At 58.2% G+C, this 15,220-nt stretch carries 22 protein-coding genes and 1 pseudogene; 11 read left to right on the top strand and 12 right to left on the bottom strand.

The genetic code is table 11. The features are described from left to right. Positions 1 to 28: 28 nt before the first annotated feature. From mnmA to rluE, 4 genes are all read right to left on the bottom strand, one after another. The gene (mnmA, locus tag ACJ8IN_RS11935) at positions 29 to 1,129 is read right to left on the bottom strand and encodes a tRNA 2-thiouridine(34) synthase MnmA (protein WP_033638220.1); all 1,101 of its coding nucleotides are present in this window, start codon (positions 1,127 to 1,129) and stop codon (positions 29 to 31) included. A gap of 106 nt (positions 1,130 to 1,235) precedes the next feature. Further along, positions 1,236 to 1,682, bottom strand: coding sequence for an NUDIX hydrolase (locus tag ACJ8IN_RS11930; protein ID WP_308325676.1), 447 nt, complete (start codon positions 1,680 to 1,682; stop codon positions 1,236 to 1,238). Positions 1,683 to 1,691: 9 nt separating this feature from the next. Beyond that, positions 1,692 to 2,030 (bottom strand): lysozyme inhibitor LprI family protein, encoded by a 339-nt coding sequence (locus ACJ8IN_RS11925; protein ID WP_049235129.1) that lies wholly within the window; start codon positions 2,028 to 2,030, stop codon positions 1,692 to 1,694. A 22-nt stretch (positions 2,031 to 2,052) separates the two neighbouring features. After that, a complete protein-coding gene (gene rluE, locus ACJ8IN_RS11920) occupies positions 2,053 to 2,679 on the bottom strand; it encodes a 23S rRNA pseudouridine(2457) synthase RluE (RefSeq protein WP_060438763.1) in 627 nt (208 codons plus the stop codon). A 131-nt stretch (positions 2,680 to 2,810) separates the two neighbouring features. Here rluE and icd point away from each other — a divergent pair, with 131 nt between their 5' ends. Further along, positions 2,811 to 4,064 (top strand): NADP-dependent isocitrate dehydrogenase, encoded by a 1,254-nt coding sequence (icd, locus tag ACJ8IN_RS11915; protein WP_033638224.1) that lies wholly within the window; start codon positions 2,811 to 2,813, stop codon positions 4,062 to 4,064. Positions 4,065 to 4,138: 74 nt separating this feature from the next. On the opposite strand, the gene uspF is transcribed toward icd, so the two are convergent. The 3 genes from uspF to ACJ8IN_RS11900 all read right to left on the bottom strand — a co-directional run bounded on the left by uspF (position 4,139) and on the right by ACJ8IN_RS11900 (position 5,279). Next, positions 4,139 to 4,588, bottom strand: coding sequence for a universal stress protein UspF (gene uspF / locus ACJ8IN_RS11910; protein ID WP_033646368.1), 450 nt, complete (start codon positions 4,586 to 4,588; stop codon positions 4,139 to 4,141). Positions 4,589 to 4,805: 217 nt separating this feature from the next. Continuing rightward, positions 4,806 to 5,033, bottom strand: a complete 228-nt coding sequence (locus tag ACJ8IN_RS11905; RefSeq protein ID WP_033638226.1) for a YgdI/YgdR family lipoprotein — start codon at positions 5,031 to 5,033, stop codon at positions 4,806 to 4,808. A 12-nt stretch (positions 5,034 to 5,045) separates the two neighbouring features. Beyond that, entirely contained in the window at positions 5,046 to 5,279 is a 234-nt protein-coding gene (locus ACJ8IN_RS11900; RefSeq protein ID WP_033638227.1) for a YgdI/YgdR family lipoprotein, read from the bottom strand. Positions 5,280 to 5,625: 346 nt separating this feature from the next. Here ACJ8IN_RS11900 and tolA point away from each other — a divergent pair, with 346 nt between their 5' ends. Continuing rightward, on the top strand, positions 5,626 to 6,069 hold the full coding sequence (tolA, locus tag ACJ8IN_RS11895; RefSeq protein ID WP_079656975.1) for a cell envelope integrity protein TolA: 444 nt from the start codon (positions 5,626 to 5,628) through the stop codon (positions 6,067 to 6,069). 149 nt (positions 6,070 to 6,218) lie between these two features. Here tolA and ACJ8IN_RS11890 read toward each other — a convergent pair whose 3' ends face one another. Further along, complete coding sequence (locus ACJ8IN_RS11890) at positions 6,219 to 6,509, bottom strand: hypothetical protein (RefSeq protein WP_033646366.1); 291 nt, start codon at positions 6,507 to 6,509, stop codon at positions 6,219 to 6,221. Positions 6,510 to 6,654: 145 nt separating this feature from the next. Here ACJ8IN_RS11890 and ACJ8IN_RS11885 point away from each other — a divergent pair, with 145 nt between their 5' ends. Further along, positions 6,655 to 7,074: a GNAT family N-acetyltransferase gene (locus tag ACJ8IN_RS11885; protein ID WP_047567925.1), complete on the top strand. Its 420-nt coding sequence runs from the start codon at positions 6,655 to 6,657 to the stop codon at positions 7,072 to 7,074. Positions 7,075 to 7,134: 60 nt separating this feature from the next. Here ACJ8IN_RS11885 and ACJ8IN_RS11880 read toward each other — a convergent pair whose 3' ends face one another. Further along, the gene (locus ACJ8IN_RS11880; protein WP_033646364.1) at positions 7,135 to 8,250 is read right to left on the bottom strand and encodes an AI-2E family transporter; all 1,116 of its coding nucleotides are present in this window, start codon (positions 8,248 to 8,250) and stop codon (positions 7,135 to 7,137) included. A gap of 294 nt (positions 8,251 to 8,544) precedes the next feature. Between ACJ8IN_RS11880 and ACJ8IN_RS11875 the strand changes: the two genes are divergently transcribed. Beyond that, the gene (locus ACJ8IN_RS11875) at positions 8,545 to 8,682 is read left to right on the top strand and encodes a hypothetical protein (RefSeq protein WP_162837928.1); all 138 of its coding nucleotides are present in this window, start codon (positions 8,545 to 8,547) and stop codon (positions 8,680 to 8,682) included. Positions 8,683 to 8,746: 64 nt separating this feature from the next. On the opposite strand, the gene ACJ8IN_RS11870 is transcribed toward ACJ8IN_RS11875, so the two are convergent. Beyond that, on the bottom strand, positions 8,747 to 9,958 hold the full coding sequence (locus tag ACJ8IN_RS11870) for an MFS transporter (RefSeq protein WP_060452876.1): 1,212 nt from the start codon (positions 9,956 to 9,958) through the stop codon (positions 8,747 to 8,749). Positions 9,959 to 10,185: 227 nt separating this feature from the next. Between ACJ8IN_RS11870 and ACJ8IN_RS11865 the strand changes: the two genes are divergently transcribed. Then, a complete protein-coding gene (locus ACJ8IN_RS11865) occupies positions 10,186 to 10,644 on the top strand; it encodes a hypothetical protein (protein ID WP_049234405.1) in 459 nt (152 codons plus the stop codon). 99 nt (positions 10,645 to 10,743) lie between these two features. After that, on the top strand, positions 10,744 to 11,160 hold the full coding sequence (locus ACJ8IN_RS11860) for a DUF2000 domain-containing protein (protein WP_047567921.1): 417 nt from the start codon (positions 10,744 to 10,746) through the stop codon (positions 11,158 to 11,160). A gap of 12 nt (positions 11,161 to 11,172) precedes the next feature. On the opposite strand, the gene ACJ8IN_RS11855 is transcribed toward ACJ8IN_RS11860, so the two are convergent. Further along, positions 11,173 to 11,523 carry a GFA family protein gene (locus ACJ8IN_RS11855; protein WP_033653875.1) on the bottom strand — a complete coding sequence of 117 codons (351 nt, stop codon included), beginning with the start codon at positions 11,521 to 11,523 and terminating at the stop codon, positions 11,173 to 11,175. A gap of 140 nt (positions 11,524 to 11,663) precedes the next feature. Here ACJ8IN_RS11855 and ACJ8IN_RS11850 point away from each other — a divergent pair, with 140 nt between their 5' ends. The 3 genes from ACJ8IN_RS11850 (at position 11,664) to ACJ8IN_RS11840 (ending at position 13,808) form a co-directional block, all read left to right on the top strand. After that, on the top strand, positions 11,664 to 11,873 hold the full coding sequence (locus ACJ8IN_RS11850; protein WP_025160266.1) for a hypothetical protein: 210 nt from the start codon (positions 11,664 to 11,666) through the stop codon (positions 11,871 to 11,873). A 151-nt stretch (positions 11,874 to 12,024) separates the two neighbouring features. Further along, positions 12,025 to 13,119, top strand: coding sequence for an SMP-30/gluconolactonase/LRE family protein (locus ACJ8IN_RS11845; protein WP_308325677.1), 1,095 nt, complete (start codon positions 12,025 to 12,027; stop codon positions 13,117 to 13,119). Between the two features lie 44 nt (positions 13,120 to 13,163). Next, positions 13,164 to 13,808 (top strand): Qnr family pentapeptide repeat protein, encoded by a 645-nt coding sequence (locus ACJ8IN_RS11840; protein ID WP_308325678.1) that lies wholly within the window; start codon positions 13,164 to 13,166, stop codon positions 13,806 to 13,808. A gap of 6 nt (positions 13,809 to 13,814) precedes the next feature. Here the strand turns inward: ACJ8IN_RS11840 and ACJ8IN_RS11835 are convergent, their stop codons facing one another. Beyond that, positions 13,815 to 14,216 (bottom strand): hypothetical protein, encoded by a 402-nt coding sequence (locus tag ACJ8IN_RS11835; RefSeq protein WP_047571642.1) that lies wholly within the window; start codon positions 14,214 to 14,216, stop codon positions 13,815 to 13,817. A 560-nt stretch (positions 14,217 to 14,776) separates the two neighbouring features. Here ACJ8IN_RS11835 and cspE point away from each other — a divergent pair. Together cspE and ACJ8IN_RS11825 are read left to right on the top strand one after the other, a co-directional pair. Further along, positions 14,777 to 14,989: a transcription antiterminator/RNA stability regulator CspE gene (cspE, locus tag ACJ8IN_RS11830; protein WP_033638238.1), complete on the top strand. Its 213-nt coding sequence runs from the start codon at positions 14,777 to 14,779 to the stop codon at positions 14,987 to 14,989. 114 nt (positions 14,990 to 15,103) lie between these two features. Next, positions 15,104 to 15,182 (top strand): annotated as a pseudogene (locus ACJ8IN_RS11825). Positions 15,183 to 15,220 lie beyond the last annotated feature (38 nt).

Raw genomic sequence — 15,220 nt, 5'->3', positions numbered from 1 at the left:
GCAGCGTTTTTCTTGGACGGCAGGCGAATTACGCCAGGCGCTGTTCGATGATGCCGCCGCCGAGGCAGATTTCGCCCTGGTAGAACACCGCCGACTGGCCGGGGGTGACGGCGGAGACCGGCTCGTCGAAACGCACTTCGATGCGTTCGCTGTCGAGCGGGGTCACGGTGCAAGGGATATCCTGCTGGCGATAGCGGGTCTTCACCGTGCAGCGGAACGGGCCGCTCAGCGGCAGGCGATCCACCCAGTGCAGCTGCTGCGCGATAAGGCCGGTAGACATCAGGCGCGGGTGATCGTGCCCCTGGGCGACCACCAGCACGTTGTTGGCCACGTCTTTATCCACCACGTACCACGGATCTTCGCTGCTGTCTTTCAGGCCGCCGATGCCCAGCCCTTTGCGCTGGCCCAGAGTGTGATACATCAGGCCCTGGTGCTCGCCGACGGTCTGGCCGTCAACGCTGACGATCGGGCCCGGCTGCGCCGGCAGGTAACGGCCGAGGAAGTCGCGGAACTTGCGCTCGCCGATAAAGCAGATGCCGGTAGAATCTTTCTTCTTGGCGGTGACCAGCTCCAGCTGCTCGGCGATGCGGCGCACCTCCGGCTTCTCCAGCTCGCCGACCGGGAACAGGCTTTGCGCCACCTGCTCGTGGCTCAGGGTGTAGAGGAAGTAGCTCTGATCTTTGTTGCCGTCGACGCCGCGCAGCAGGCGGCTCTTGCCGTCTACGTCCTGGCGGCGCACGTAGTGGCCGGTGGCGATGAAATCGGCCCCCAGATCTTCGGCGGCGAACTCCAGGAAGGCTTTGAATTTGATCTCTTTATTGCACAGGATGTCCGGGTTCGGCGTGCGGCCGGCCTTGTACTCTTCCAGGAACAGCTCAAACACGTTGTCCCAGTATTCCGCCGCAAAGTTCACCGTGTGCAGTTCGATGCCCAGCTTGTCGCAGACCGCTTGCGCGTCGGCCAGATCGGTCGCGGCGGAGCAGTACTCTTCGTCGTCGTCTTCTTCCCAGTTCTTCATGAACAGCCCAGCGACCTGATAGCCCTGTTGCTGTAACAGATAGGCGGTAACGGAAGAGTCGACGCCGCCGGACATACCGACGATTACTTTTTTCTGGCTGTTGTCTGACATGGGGATCTCACGAACTTGAACACGAACCGTGCTGATAAAAACAAGCGCAGGATTTTACCACGTTGGCCGCGCCGGCGCACTGTTCATCTTGTGCTGCCCCGCGCCCTTAAAACGACCAGGCGAAGCTGCCGACCAGCGACAGCGGGTAGCGCTCCGGCTGCTGGTAGCTGCGAATGCTCTCCGCCACCAGCGCGGAACGCAGGTTGGGCGCCTGCAAGATCTCGTCGGCGCTCAGCCACAGGCAGCGATCGATGTCGCTGTCGTGCGGCTCGGTCGGCAGCGGCTGTTCCAGCTCGATAACGAAGCAAAAACGCAGGAACGGCGTGCGATCCGGCGCGATCCACTGGTGCAGGCGCAGAAACGCCTGCGGCGCGGCGCGGATGCCGGTCTCTTCCCACAGCTCGCGCTCGGCGGCCTGCACCAGCGTCTCGTCGGCCTCCAGGTGGCCGGCCGGCTGGTTCCACAGCGCTTTGCCGTTGATGGTCTCTTCGACCACTAAAAATTTGCCGGCGGCGTGCACCACGCAGGCCACGGTGACGTGCGGTTTGAACATGCGCTCTCCTTACAGCGGTTTGTCGATGCGCCGGTAGATGTCGTCCAGCTCGGCGATGCGGGTGCGATAGCTTTTGAGCAGGCAGGCGGTGTCGCCGCCGCACCGCTGGCGTTTTGCCAGCCAGTCCTGCTGGCTGTCCTGCATCGCGCCGCGCGCGCCCATGGCGAACAGGCCGCGCAGGAATTGGTATTTTGTGGCCATTTGCACGTCCAGATCGTTCAGCGTGCGGTTGGCGCAGATGGCTTGCTCATCGCGGTTTGCCGCCTTGGCGCAGTCGAAGCTGGCGGCCTGGGTGGCGAACGGGGCCGCCAGAGCGGCGAGCAGCAGCGCGGTCAGTGTGTTCCTCATGGCGCCTCCATCAGTTATCGGTCTACAGGGAATCGATGGTTTTCCATTCACCAGGTTGCAGTGAACCCAGCGAAAGATTACCCATACTGTAGCGAATCAGGCGCAGGGTAGGGAACCCGATATGCGCCGTCATGCGACGCACCTGGCGGTTTCGCCCTTCATACAGGGTGATTTTCAGCCAGCAAGTGGGGATGGATTTACGTTCGCGGATCGGCGGGTTGCGTGGCCACAGCCACTGCGGCTCGGCCACCAACTCCACCCCGGCGGGCAGCGTGGGGCCGTCTTTCAGCGTGACGCCGCTGCGCAATGGCGCCAGATCGCTCTCCTGCGGCGCGCCCTCGACCTGCACATAATAGATTTTGCCGGTGCGCTTGCCCGGCTGGGTGAGCTGCGCTTGCAGCTGGCCGTCGTTGGTCAGCACCAGCAGCCCTTCGCTGTCGCGATCCAGGCGCCCGGCGGCGTAAACGTCGGGGAAGGGGATGTACTCTTTCAGCGTGGCGCGGCCGGCTTCGTCGGTGAACTGCGGCAGCACGTCGAAGGGCTTGTTGAATAACACAATTCGGCGCGGCCCTTTCGGCGCGGCGGGTTTGGCGGTATTCGGCTTGCTGAATCGTTTAACTTTGTGATTTCTAACAGAGAATTTTTTCATAACGGTTGAGATTACGGATGATAAGCGCATTATAACCGAATCCGTTTCGGATTGGCGCGGACCGAATATTCAAGTAGTATCTACACGCATCTTACAAAGCATTAACAAAATTGCGCTTGAAGGAGAGGTTGATGGAAAGCAAAGTAGTTGTTCCGGCAGAAGGTAAAAAAATCACGGTTGACGCCCAGGGTAAACTGGTTGTTCCTCATAACCCGATCATCCCGTTCATCGAAGGCGACGGCATCGGCGTTGACGTGACTCCTGCCATGATCCACGTGGTTGATGCGGCCGTTAAAAAGGCTTACCACGGCGAACGTAAAATCTCCTGGATGGAAATCTACACCGGCGAAAAATCTACCCACGTTTACGGTAAAGACGTGTGGCTGCCGGACGAAACTCTGGACCTGATCCGCGACTACCGCGTCGCCATCAAAGGCCCCCTGACCACCCCGGTCGGCGGCGGCATCCGTTCTCTGAACGTGGCCCTGCGCCAGCAGCTGGACCTGTACGTGTGCCTGCGCCCGGTGCGTTACTACCAGGGCACCCCAAGCCCGGTGAAACAGCCTGAGCTGACCGACATGGTGATCTTCCGTGAAAACGCCGAAGACATCTACGCCGGCATCGAGTGGAAAGCCGGCTCCGCCGAAGCGGACAAAGTGATCAAATTCCTGCGCGACGAAATGGGCGTGAAGAAAATCCGCTTCCCGGAGCAGTGCGGTATCGGCGTGAAGCCATGCTCCGAAGAAGGGACCAAGCGTCTGGTGCGTGCGGCGATCGAATACGCCATCACCAACGACCGCGACTCCGTGACCCTGGTTCACAAAGGCAACATCATGAAGTTCACCGAAGGTGCCTTCAAGGATTGGGGCTATGAGCTGGCGCGCGAAGAGTTCGGCGGTGAGCTGATCGACGGCGGCCCATGGCTGAAGATCAAGAACCCGAACACCGGCAAAGAGATCGTAGTTAAAGACGTGATCGCCGACGCCTTCCTGCAGCAGATCCTGCTGCGCCCGGCGGAATACGACGTGATCGCCTGTATGAACCTGAACGGTGACTACATCTCCGACGCCCTGGCTGCCCAGGTCGGCGGCATCGGCATCGCACCGGGCGCCAACATCGGCTCCGACTGCGCGCTGTTCGAAGCGACTCACGGCACCGCGCCGAAGTACGCCGGCCAGGACAAAGTGAACCCAGGCTCCATCATCCTGTCCGCAGAGATGATGCTGCGTCATATGGGCTGGTTCGAAGCGGCTGACCTGATCGTTAAAGGCATGGAAGGCGCCATCGCCGCCAAGACCGTGACCTATGACTTCGAGCGCCTGATGGAAGGCGCTAAACTGCTGAAATGCTCAGAGTTTGGCGATGCTATCGTAGAGCACATGTAAGTGTGTTTGGCGTTTGAATGAGAGCGGGAGCCTTAGGGCTCCCGTTTTTTTATTGTTCAAATGGGCATGGGATATCAAGGATTGGCCGATTCACGCACCACCAGCACCGGGCAATTGGCGTGGCGCACGACGGCGGTGGCATTGGAGCCGAGGAGGTAAGTGATCGCAGAAGGGCGGTTGGAACCCATCACAATAATCTCCGCGTTAAGCGCATCAGCGAGTTCCAGGATCTGATCTTTGGGATCGCCGACGGCCACATGCGTGGTCACTCTATCTTCAGGCACGCTGAATTCTTTGGCCGCTTTCGCCAACCCTTCGGTCGCTACCGCAATGATTTCGTCTTTGGTTTCTATCGCCGCGGTGGCGGCAAAGCCGAAAGCGGCGTAGGTGGCGCGTGACGGGATCACCGCCAGGAAATGGACGTGGGAGTCTTCGAGCCTGGCGAGCGCGTTGACATGTGGGATGACCTGCTGCGTTAATTCCGGCTCGGTAATATCGACTGGAACCAAGATAGTTTTATACATACTCCCTCCTTATCATTATCAAATAACTCCACTTCTTGGATTATAGCTGTTCGACGCAGGGAAAGGAGAGATCCGTATGGCAAACCTGAGAGCGTTGTCTGCTGAAATGTCAGGTGTTTATCGACGTTATCGTTAAATGCAGGCAAGTACGCCGGGTTTAGAGTAGAAAGGGAGCCATTGGCTCCCTTGGTGTTAGCTGGCTGAGATTATCGGAACCTTAATGAGGGATCTCTGAAACCTCTTTGACTTCCGTCTTGTTGATTTGCTGTTTAACGCCATTGGCGTCGGTATAACCGAGCAACCCGGCAGAAGTTTCTTTCGGCTTGCCGTCACTGATGAGCGTTCGACCGTCGTGGGTATGGATGGCGTAGCTGGTGCGTGTGCAGCCTGACAGTGCGGCGATGGCAACCAGGGCGATCGCGGGAAGAACAAGCGTTTTTTTCATTTGAAGCTCCTTTTAGTTATCCAACTCACTCATGTTTGCAATCTGGTCTCGATTGATCTGTTCCGTTTTGCCCGTTTCAGCGTTTCGATAGGAGACTAACCCGGTATCTGTATCGACCTGAGGTTTGCCGTCGGTGACAATGGTCTTGCCATCCGTTGTTTTGATCGCCTGATTGGAAGCGCAGCCCGCAATGAACATCACCGTAGTTGCAGCAAGAAGCGCGGCAAAGAGTCGTTTGCTTTTCATACCTACCATCCTGGTTACTTAAACGAATTTAATATCAGGAAAATAAGTATAGGCAGATTTTCCAGATTGCCAGGGTTGAAAGTGCTTATGGTGGGATAAAAAAGTAAGAATAACTTAATTTATTGATGGGGTGATTACCCATTCGGGAGATGTCGACAGGTCAGGGGGCTCAGGCGTGCGGCCCGGTGAGGGGGTTAGGGTTTCATATCATCATCTACTCACGATTTTCCGCGCGCCAGTGCGTGATGTCATTGGTGGTTTGGCGTTAATTCTGTATAAGTATTCACCGGGGATCTTTTCGAATACAACGTTGATTCGGCTGATAATCATCCATAAGGACAGGGATATGAAAATAACGCATTCAGGCTATAAAACCGGCGCCGCCACCTTATTGGCGGCGATGCTCGCACTGGCATTAACGGGGTGTGCCAAGAGCACTGTCCCCAGCCAAACCGATCCGGCGAATAAAGAGGCCGATGACCATTTTGCCAACCTTGGTGACCCAAAGACGCCTGCGCCGGGAAAAGAGAAAGAACAGTATTTTGCCCAGTTGCTGGCCGTGATTCAAAGCCATTTGAAAGATGCAGAAGCCTACTCAGGCAGAAGTTGTACATTGCGCATCAAGCTGGCGCCGGATGGTCTGCTGATCAGCGTTCGGGCTGAACAAGGGGAGCCGCAACTTTGCCAGGCCGCGATAAAGGCAATCGTCAATGCGCGTTTGCCTAAGCCGCCAACGGCCGCGGTTTACGAAGCGGTCAACAACGGCACGTTGGAGTTTCGGCCGATATGAAAGTAAAGGGCGGCATCTGCGATGCCAGATAATTAGACCAAAAGTCGCAGGCCGTACTTTCATGCGGCCTGTGAGTATTGGGTTGTGCAATATTTCGTATAGCGTTTCCTAATGTTGAATCCAGTCTTCACGGCATATGTTGCCAAGACTTACCGATACATCATTGCGCTCACGCGCTCGCTTCGATCTTTAAAACCGTTGCTGCGCATCGTGACCACGTAATAGCGGTAGTGGTGTTTCTGCGCGTACTCGCGCACCAGCTCTTCGGCAAACAGGCCGCTGAAGGTGACAGTGGTGACGAAGGTCAGCCCTTTCACTTCGTAGGTGCTGATCTCTTGCGGAGTGCCGATATACGGCGGCGGGAACACGGTTTTGTGGAACTGGCAGCCCGCCAGCAGCAGGGTAAACAGCAGGGCGGCGGAGATTTGCGGTATTTTCATCGGGAAATGTTTTCCTTCCTTGGCGTGTTTTTAGTAACTCTATAATAGGATTACAAAATTTGGCGGGGATGTAAAAATTATCCCGCTTCGGTTGCCGTTTCGTTGAAGCGGCACCGCCGTCATCCATACGAATGAGGGGTTAAATATGCTTGTGCGCCTTGCTGCGGAAACCGATGCCGCAGCGCTGATCGCCCTGGACAGCGTTGCTCAGAATGCGCCGCAGCGTGCGGCGCAAATCCGCGCCTGGTGCGCGCAGGGCATCTGTTTTCTTGCCGAGGAACAGGGCATGGTGATGGGCTATGGGGTGCTGCACTATCACTTCTTCGGCTGCGGCTTTATCGAGATGTTGATGGTCGGCGAGCGCTATCGCCGCCGGGGCGTCGGGCAGGCGCTGATTGCGGCGTTGAAGTCCCATTGCCGGCACCCGAAGCTGTTCACCTCCACCAATCGCTCCAACCTGCCGATGCAGCGGCTGCTGCTGAACGCCGGATTTGTCGCCAGCGGCCAGATTGACAATCTCGATGACGGCGATCCGGAGCAGGTCTTTTTTATCCCGGCGCGCTGATACAAAACCACTGACAAAAAAGGGGCCCATTGGGCCCCTGCGTGATTCGCTGCGGGAGGTTTACTCCACCGCGTCGGGATGATTTTTGCCTTCCTCGATAAACGCTTCGTCGATCTCTTCGATGTTCTCCTCGCTGTCGCGGCCGGACAGAATGTTCCAGCAGGCGATGAACAGCGCGGCGATCAAGGGGCCGATGACGAAGCCGTTGATGCCGTAGATCTCCATGCCGCCCAGGGTGGAGATCAGGATCAGGTAGTCCGGCATTTTGGTATCTTTACCCACCAGCAGCGGGCGCAGAATGTTGTCCACCAGGCCGATCACCACCACGAAGAACACTACCAGGAAAATGGCTTTCCATAGCATGCCGGTAGCGAAGAAGTAGATCACCGCCGGCACCCAGATGATGGCGGAGCCTACGGCCGGGATAATCGACAGGAACGCCATCAGCGCGCCCCACAGCAGGCTGCCGTCGATGCCGGTAAAGTAAAATGCCAGCCCGCCGAGCGCGCCTTGCACCACGGCGACCACCACCGTGCCCTTGACGGTGGCGCGGGAGACGGCGGCGAACTTCACGAACAGGTGGTGTTTTACGTGCTGGGAGAGCGGCAGCGCTTCGAGCGCCAGGTTCACCAGATAGGGGCCGTCTTTCAGCAGGAAGAACAGCAGGTAGAGCATCACGCCGAAGCCGACGACGAAGTTGAAGGTGCCCTTGCCGATCAGGAAGACGCTGCCCGCCAGATATTGCCCGCCCTTGAGCGCCACCTCGGAAAGCTGTTTTTGTATCTCGGCGGCGCTGTTGAGGTTATGTTCCGCCAGGAAGCGCTGCGCCCAACCGGGCAGGTGGCGCATAAAGTCCGCCAGCATGGTCGGCAACTGGCTGTTGTTGGTCTGCAGCTTGGTGTAGATCACGTTGAATTCCATCGCCAGCGACGAGGCGATGATCGCCAACGGCGTGAACACGATCAGGCAGATCAGCGCCACCGTCAGCAGCGACACCACGCCGTTGCGTTCGCCGACGTACTGCTTCAGTTTCTTTTTTACCGGATGGAAAATCACCGCCAGAATGACCGCCCACAGCACCGAGGAGTAGTAAGGCCCCAGCACGTCGAGAAAGGCGGCGGTAACGATGAACAGGATCAGAATAAAGAATCCCTTGGAAATGCCTTTAGACATCATAGTCGTCCCTCAAAAGATGAATTTTCAGCATAGATGAACTGAATGAAAACAACACTATCATCACCTTTACTTAACCGGTAGGGGATTTTTAGTGGCGTATTCCATAGGGTTATTAAGGGCAAGGCGGGCGCCGCAGGGTGAACAGGCGGCGGCGTGAGAAAAGAAAGAGGGCTAAATAATTAACAAAATTTATCGATTGTGTTTCATTTTGTGAGCCGCGCTTGCCGCCTGCGCCAGGCTTTCCTAGTGTTGATGAGGGCGGCCGTTCGCCCGATACCACGAAGGAGTATGCAAATGACTGAACACAAACGACTCGGCGTCATCGAGAAGACGCTACTGATCGCCTTTGCCGGCCTGCTGGTGTATTTCGCGGCCACCGGCGCCTTGTCATTGTCGGGTCTCGATCATCATTGGCCTTATCCTTCGCGATAGGCAGGCATCTGCACCAGGGAAAATTCAGCACCGCTTATAACAAACAGAACAACCTTTCTGCTTATCACCCCGCCTTATGCCGCCGGCTGAGAAAAGCCAGCGCCAACAGCGCCCCTGACACGGCCGCCGCCAGCACCAGCCAGGCCGGGGCCGCCCAACCGGCTGCGGCCACGATGGCGCTCAGCGCAACCGGGCCGATCACCTGGCCGAGATAGTTCCCCTGCATCACCAGCCCCAGGCTCAGCGGCAGCAGCGTCGGTTCCGGCGTCGCCGCTGGCGTGGCGGCCAGAATGGTGGCGGGCAGCATGCCGGCGATGGCGCAGAACAGGAAACACAGCGGGATCAGCAGGGCGTTGGGCGTTATCGGCAAGAAAATGCCGATGCCGAAGACGCCGATGATCAGGCTGGTGGCCGCGAGCAGGCTACCGGCGCGCAGACCGCGCGACAGCAAGAGCCCGGCGGCGAGGTTGCCGATGATGTTCGCCGCCACCGCCGCCGCGCTGATACCGCCGGCGGCCGCCAGCGTCAGGCCTATGCGCTGCATCAGGAAAATCGGCAGGAAGGTCATCACCGAGAAAAATTGCAGGTTGTAGGTGGCGAACATCAGCGCCAGCAACAGCGGTCGGCGCGCCCGCAGCAGGGCGCCCAGCGCTTGCCGCAGCGGCAAGGACGGCGCGTGCGCCTCGGCGGTGCGGCGGGACGTGGTCAGCGGCAGCAGCAGGGCGGCCAGCAGCGTCAGCGCCGCACCGGCCTGCCAACTCTGCTGCCAGCCGGCGAGATGGGGGCCGAAAAACAGCGAAATGGCGATGCCCGCCGGCATGAAGGTGCTCCAGATGCCGAACACCAGGCTGCGCTGCGCCGGGGCGACGATGCGGTTCAGCACCGCCGGCGAGGCGACCACCACGATCACGAAGCCGAGGCCTTCGACAAAGCGGCTGACGATCAACCCGCTGAAGTCGTGCAGTGCGGCGCCGGTAAAGCTGGCGGCGCTGATGATCAGCAGCCCGAGCGCCAGCAGCCGCCGGTCGCCCCAGCGGCGCACCAGCAGCCCGGCGGCGATGCCGCCGAACACCCCGACGAAGGGAAAGGCCGAAATAACCCAGCTCAGCGCTTCGAGCGAACGGCCGAACTCGGCCTCCAGCGCCGGCAGCGCGATGGTGGCCTTGCCCACGTGCAGCGCCGCGGCGATGCCGGCGAACAGCACGTTGATGACGGCTAGCCAGGGCGTGGCAGCGGGGAGAACGCGGTCGATGGCGTCCGGTTTAATCGCGGTCATAACACTCTCCAGTGGCGGTAACGCCATCACTATGTGCTCTTGCAACGGCTGAGGTCGTTCAAATGCTGCGCTATCACGTGGGGAAATTATTCATTTCGAGCTTTATTGAGCGCCTTCGTTGTTTGGTTCGCCAGCGTGCCGCCCGGCGTGGACGCTGATCCCCCTGCAGCGGTTTACTGTTCCGGCACGCAGCAGGCGTGTTGAATTCATTTTATAAGGAGCAGTGTATGTCAGAGATGATGAACGAGAGTGGGGCGCCGGCCATTGAATGGAGCTATGGCGGCCGGGGTGATGATATCAGCAGCAGCCTGAGCCTCGACACGGTTGAGGAGCAGCCGCAGGGTTTCTTGATGACGGTCGATCGGCCGGTGCAGATCTTTAAAGATGCGCTGTCGCCGATGATGGCCTTTATCACGCTGCTGCGCCCGCTGTACGCCAAAACGAGCGAGGGTTTCCAGTACGTGCCGGTTTCCAACCCCTGGACCGACGTGCAGCGCCTGCCGGCCAGCGCGGGCTATCTGGGCGTGCAGGTCAACGCCGGGCTGTTCTTCCACGGCGCCAAGCCGACGCACTATAAAGATCGCGACGGCCAGATGAAACCGATCGACGGCGGCACGCTTTTGCAGCACATCACCGTGCTGCATCAGGTGGCGCAGCCGCTCGGCCCGGGTGAAGGCGCCGCCTGAGCCGGCAGCGTTATTACGGGGGCCGGACGCGGCCCCTTATCGCGCCTTGAAACCGTGCGCAGGTTGGATAAAACTGACTGCCTATTCAAGGAGAAGAGTATGTACAGCGACAACGAGAAAAAGTTTTATATCATCCTCAACCGCAATCACGAACCGGCCACGCTGTTTAACGCCTCCTGCCATCTGACGGCGGGCATCACCGATCTGATCGAACAGCGCGAGTTTCACCACTACCCGAGCAGCCTCGACGGCGTCAGCGCCAATATGAGCCACTATCCGATAGTGATCCTGCAGGCTAAAAACAGCAGCCAGCTCAGCAACCTGATTCTCAAATGCAAGGAAGAGGGCGTGCTGTCCAACTTCTTCACCACCACCATGCTGTCGCACTCCGCCGAACAGCAGATCGCCGACACCGCCACCACCCCTTACGAACAGCTGGATTTCGTGGCGGTGGCGCTCTACGGCGACGCCGAACAGCTTAAGCCGTTGACCAAGAAGTTCTCCGTCTACCGCTGAAAACGCGGCATCTCAGACGCTGGCGCCGTCGTAGCTGTGGATCTGCAACGCATCCAGCGCGACGTCAGGCACGCAGCGCAGGTTGACGGCGCACATCGCGGCGCCGTCCGGCGCGGTGCCGTAGGCGAAGGGCTGAGCGCCGCAGACTCGGCAGAACTGATGGCGGATCTTGTGCTGATTGAAGGTGTAGGCGCTGAGTTGGTCCTGGCCGCTGTTGAGTGTGAAAGCGCTGATGGGGAAGAACGACAGCAGCAGCCCTTTGCGGCGGCAGATCGAACAGTTGCAGCTGAGGGCCTCGGTGGGCAGTTCGGCGTCCACGGAGAAGGTGACGGCGCCGCAGTGGCAGCTTCCCTGGAATGGCATGGCGATGGTCCTGTAGCAGGGGGCGTGTTTGCCCAGTATAGTGCAATTTATCGTCACTCGGCCGCGCAGGGCCTGGTTTCCTTAGTAAATGCGCGGTTTTCTGGTAGGTTAGAGGTTAACGTCATCAAAAGGAGATCGCGATGTTAGAACATTACTATCCGGCCAATATGGGCGCCAAACCGGTCACGGACGAACAGCATAAACGGCTGGTGGCGGTGCAGGCGGCGCTGGAGCTGATCAAGGCCACGCTGTCGGATACCAATGACGGCAACGGCGTGGACTTCCAGCTGAAGGCGGCGGAGAAGCACATCGGCCCGATGGCCGACGCCATTCAGGAAGCCCTGAAGTAACGGTTCGCCGTCGCCTCAACCGCCCGCCCGGGCGGTTTTTTTTGCGCCGATTACTGCGATTTTTTTAGTAGCGCATTGCCTTTTTCCCGGCTGGTGCCGTGAGCGGCGCGATCCTACTCTAGCGATCCGAGTCCTCATCAGGATCATGCTTATGTTCCGCTTCAGCCTCTTTTCTTTCTTGTTGCCGCGGTGCCGGCGCCTCACCCAGCTTGCCGGCGCCGCGCTGTTTCTCAGCGGCGTCATGCAGGCGCAGGCCACGCAGCGCATCGAATTCTCGCCGGATGCCGCCGGCGCCTACCCTGAAGGCATCGCCTGGAATGCGCGCGCCGGTGCGTTCCTGGTGTCGTCCCTGCGTGGCGGGCAGCTCGGCCTGGTCTACCCGGATGGCCGCTATCGGCGCTTTTCCACCGGCAGTGGGCTTATCACCACCTCCGGCATGCTGGTGGACGCCGAGCGCAACCGGGTGCTGGTGTGCAACGAAGACGTGGGCGTATCCCTCAACTCAACCTCCGGCACGCGCAATCGCGTGGCGCAGGTGCTGGAGTTCAATCTCGATACCGGCGCGCTGCAGCAGACGTACGATCTTTCATCGTTAAGCCGTGGGCCGACGCTGGCCAACGATCTGGCGCTCGACGCGCAGGGCAATATCTACGTGACCGACAGCTTCCAGCCGCAGATTTACAAGATTGACCGGGCAACGCGCCAGGTATCTATTCTGGTGCGCTCGGCGCGTTTGATGCCCGCCGACGCACCCGCCGCAGCGCAGGGCACGCAGCCTTATCTCAACGGCATCGTGTATCACCCGGATGGCTATCTGATTGCGGCAGACTACACCCGCGGGCTGTTGTGGAAGGTGACGCTGGATAACGCATCTGCAATAAGTGAAATCAGGCTGCCGCAGCGGCTGAAAGGGCCGGACGGGCTGCGGCTCAAAAACGCCCATGAATTGGTGATCGTACAGTCTTATCCGGGGAGAAAAGGGGGCATGTCCGGCAACGTAACGCTGCTCGCCTCGAGCGACGGCTGGGCCAGTGCGCATCTCGCGGCGGTCGCCACGCCGCCGGGATTGGATGGGCCGACCGGCGCCGCGCTGCGCGATGGCGAAGTGTGGGTGGTCAACTCCCGTTACCCCCGTTTGTTTGCCGACGTCGCTCAGGCGGAGAGCGTCAGGACATTCAGCATCGTCAAGGTGGCGTTAGAGCGGAGGCCCGCCGATCGGCGACGGTTGCCAACCCTGCCGGAATAGGATTAAATGCCGCACTGACTGTATAAATAAACAGGTGCGCTGCGATGAGTCTGATGTTGAAGGGTGAAAAGATTGACCGTAACCGCTTTACCGGCGAGAAGATTGAAAACGGCAGCTTTATGCTGTGTGATTTTTCGGGCGCCGATCTGACCGGCACCGAGTTTATCGGCTGCCAGTTTTACGATCGTGACAGCCGACAGGGCGGCAATTTCAGCTGCGCGATACTGAAAGACGCCAGCTTCAGAAGCTGCGATTTGTCGATGGCCGACTTCCGCTACGCCAGCGCCCTGGGGCTGGAGATCCGCGAATGCCGCGCGCAGGGCGCCGATTTTCGCGGCGCCAGTTTTATGAACATGATCACCAGCCGCATCGGGTTTTGCAGCGCCTATATCACCAAAAGCAACCTGAGCTACGCCAACTTCGCCAAGGTGGTGCTGGAGAAATGCGAGCTGTGGGAAAACCGCTGGCACGGCGCACAGGTGCTCGGCGCCAGCTTCAGCGGCTCCGATCTGTCCGGCGGCGAGTTCTCCGGATTCGACTGGCGCGCCGCCGACGTCACCCAGTGCGATTTGAGCAATGCGGAACTGGGCGAGTTGGATTTGCGCACCACCGATCTGCAGGGCGTCAAAATGGACAGCCACCAGGCCGCGCAGCTGCTGGAGCGGCTGGGGATCGCGATCGTCGGCTGAGAAGGGTTAAGGCGATGATTGGGCAAATAAGCGATTGAAGGCTTTATCCGCGTCTACGGGAATGCGGCGTTGCATTACCGGGATAGTGAAGCGCGGATCCTGTGAGAGGTGGCGAGCTTGCTCGTTGAGCGGCACGACGGCGATGGCCAGATTGTCGTTGGCCTGCATAACGCCTTCCTGTTCGAACAGGGCGAACACCGGTGCGGTGTGCGCAGTACCCAACGAGCAAGCCGAAATCCAATAGTGCCCGTCTTGGGCAAATTTGCACTGTGCCGTTTGCAGGCTAATTGCGCTGATCTGTTTGGCGATCAAGGCATTCGCGTTTTCCACATAGCTTGGCGGTGCCGGCTGGCAGCCTGCCAAACTGAGTGTCAGCGCAGCTAGCGTCAGTGTTCTTTTGCCAATCATAGCCATCCTTGAGGTCATTTCCTGCGAATATAAATAATTATCGTAGCAACGATAATGTACCAGTGTCGAGAACAGATTGATTTATTAAGTTTTTATGGCTTTTTCATGACGATTAAGCGCTTCTCCCCGCTTTTATAGCAGAGAGCGGTTTCGCGTGAAGGGAAGAACATAACGCGGAAGCGGCGGCTATTTGCGCTTTTATAGTCAGCCCCGGTGCTGTGAGCTTTGGCGATCAGCGCTGCGAGTCTAGCTGTTCGTTGTGTTTCACTCCGCCCGTAGCGACAGGCGTCAGCGGCCTTTTGCGATAATAAATTTATGAGCCATATGAATATAATTTAAAATATATCTTGCTTAAATAACTCAGCCGTGTGTAAATAGCGTCATCGGTTTGTAGTACAGACTTTATGAAAGCAGTTTTAGTAAAGCAGTTCTCAGTATTAGCGATATCCCTCAGATACCTCTTCTTCCGCGAATTTTCTTCTCTAGTGCCCCATAAGTTTCCAATAAAAACAGACCTCTATCGCCCTATGGCGTCGCAAAAATATAAAGGAAATATCTCTATGTCTACTAAAATGACTGGTTTGGTAAAATGGTTTGATGCAGGTAAAGGCTTCGGTTTTATCACCCCGGCAGACGGCAGCAAAGACGTGTTCGTACATTTCTCTGCTATCCAGAGCAACGATTTCAAAACGCTGGACGAAGGCCAACAGGTTGAGTTCACTATCGAAAATGGCATGAAGGGCCCTTCTGCCGGCAACGTGGTCGCGTTATAATTTTCGGCCGAGGTCCGATTTCTTACGACAGTGATGAGGGTTTAAGCCGGAGCAGTTAAGAAATAACGTCCTCAGCCTGAATAAACTCCGGGTTCGCCCGGAGTCTTTACCAATACGTCATTAGCTCAGCAGGAAGAGCGGCAACGAAATTATCCGTTGGCGGACTGGGGTTCGATTCCTCGATGACGTTCCAATAATTAATTATTATTGGCAACAGAAAAACAGATTGCC

Source organism: Serratia sp. CY31944, from assembly GCF_052169175.1.
Taxonomy (GTDB): domain Bacteria; phylum Pseudomonadota; class Gammaproteobacteria; order Enterobacterales; family Enterobacteriaceae; genus Serratia; species Serratia sarumanii.
The sequence above is the reverse complement of the archived record's forward strand: the minus strand, read 5'-3'. Positions and strand labels throughout refer to the sequence as shown.

Excerpts from the sequence above, each read along its gene's own strand:
- ACJ8IN_RS11900 (WP_033638227.1), bottom strand. The coding sequence starts at position 5,279 with ATGAAAAGCAAACGACTCTTTGCCGCGCTTCTTGCTGCAACTACGGTG.
- ACJ8IN_RS11835 (WP_047571642.1), bottom strand. The coding sequence starts at position 14,216 with ATGATTGGCAAAAGAACACTGACGCTAGCTGCGCTGACACTCAGTTTG.
- ACJ8IN_RS11865 (WP_049234405.1), top strand. The coding sequence starts at position 10,186 with ATGTCAGAGATGATGAACGAGAGTGGGGCGCCGGCCATTGAATGGAGC.
- ACJ8IN_RS11870 (WP_060452876.1), bottom strand. The coding sequence starts at position 9,958 with ATGACCGCGATTAAACCGGACGCCATCGACCGCGTTCTCCCCGCTGCC.
- ACJ8IN_RS11885 (WP_047567925.1), top strand. The coding sequence starts at position 6,655 with ATGCTTGTGCGCCTTGCTGCGGAAACCGATGCCGCAGCGCTGATCGCC.
- rluE (WP_060438763.1), bottom strand. The coding sequence starts at position 2,679 with ATGAAAAAATTCTCTGTTAGAAATCACAAAGTTAAACGATTCAGCAAG.
- ACJ8IN_RS11930 (WP_308325676.1), bottom strand. The coding sequence starts at position 1,682 with ATGTTCAAACCGCACGTCACCGTGGCCTGCGTGGTGCACGCCGCCGGC.
- ACJ8IN_RS11855 (WP_033653875.1), bottom strand. The coding sequence starts at position 11,523 with ATGCCATTCCAGGGAAGCTGCCACTGCGGCGCCGTCACCTTCTCCGTG.
- ACJ8IN_RS11890 (WP_033646366.1), bottom strand. The coding sequence starts at position 6,509 with ATGAAAATACCGCAAATCTCCGCCGCCCTGCTGTTTACCCTGCTGCTG.
- ACJ8IN_RS11850 (WP_025160266.1), top strand. The coding sequence starts at position 11,664 with ATGTTAGAACATTACTATCCGGCCAATATGGGCGCCAAACCGGTCACG.
- ACJ8IN_RS11905 (WP_033638226.1), bottom strand. The coding sequence starts at position 5,033 with ATGAAAAAAACGCTTGTTCTTCCCGCGATCGCCCTGGTTGCCATCGCC.
- ACJ8IN_RS11880 (WP_033646364.1), bottom strand. The coding sequence starts at position 8,250 with ATGATGTCTAAAGGCATTTCCAAGGGATTCTTTATTCTGATCCTGTTC.
- ACJ8IN_RS11875 (WP_162837928.1), top strand. The coding sequence starts at position 8,545 with ATGACTGAACACAAACGACTCGGCGTCATCGAGAAGACGCTACTGATC.
- ACJ8IN_RS11845 (WP_308325677.1), top strand. The coding sequence starts at position 12,025 with ATGTTCCGCTTCAGCCTCTTTTCTTTCTTGTTGCCGCGGTGCCGGCGC.
- uspF (WP_033646368.1), bottom strand. The coding sequence starts at position 4,588 with ATGTATAAAACTATCTTGGTTCCAGTCGATATTACCGAGCCGGAATTA.
- ACJ8IN_RS11840 (WP_308325678.1), top strand. The coding sequence starts at position 13,164 with ATGAGTCTGATGTTGAAGGGTGAAAAGATTGACCGTAACCGCTTTACC.
- icd (WP_033638224.1), top strand. The coding sequence starts at position 2,811 with ATGGAAAGCAAAGTAGTTGTTCCGGCAGAAGGTAAAAAAATCACGGTT.
- ACJ8IN_RS11860 (WP_047567921.1), top strand. The coding sequence starts at position 10,744 with ATGTACAGCGACAACGAGAAAAAGTTTTATATCATCCTCAACCGCAAT.
- mnmA (WP_033638220.1), bottom strand. The coding sequence starts at position 1,129 with ATGTCAGACAACAGCCAGAAAAAAGTAATCGTCGGTATGTCCGGCGGC.
- cspE (WP_033638238.1), top strand. The coding sequence starts at position 14,777 with ATGTCTACTAAAATGACTGGTTTGGTAAAATGGTTTGATGCAGGTAAA.
- tolA (WP_079656975.1), top strand. The coding sequence starts at position 5,626 with ATGAAAATAACGCATTCAGGCTATAAAACCGGCGCCGCCACCTTATTG.
- ACJ8IN_RS11925 (WP_049235129.1), bottom strand. The coding sequence starts at position 2,030 with ATGAGGAACACACTGACCGCGCTGCTGCTCGCCGCTCTGGCGGCCCCG.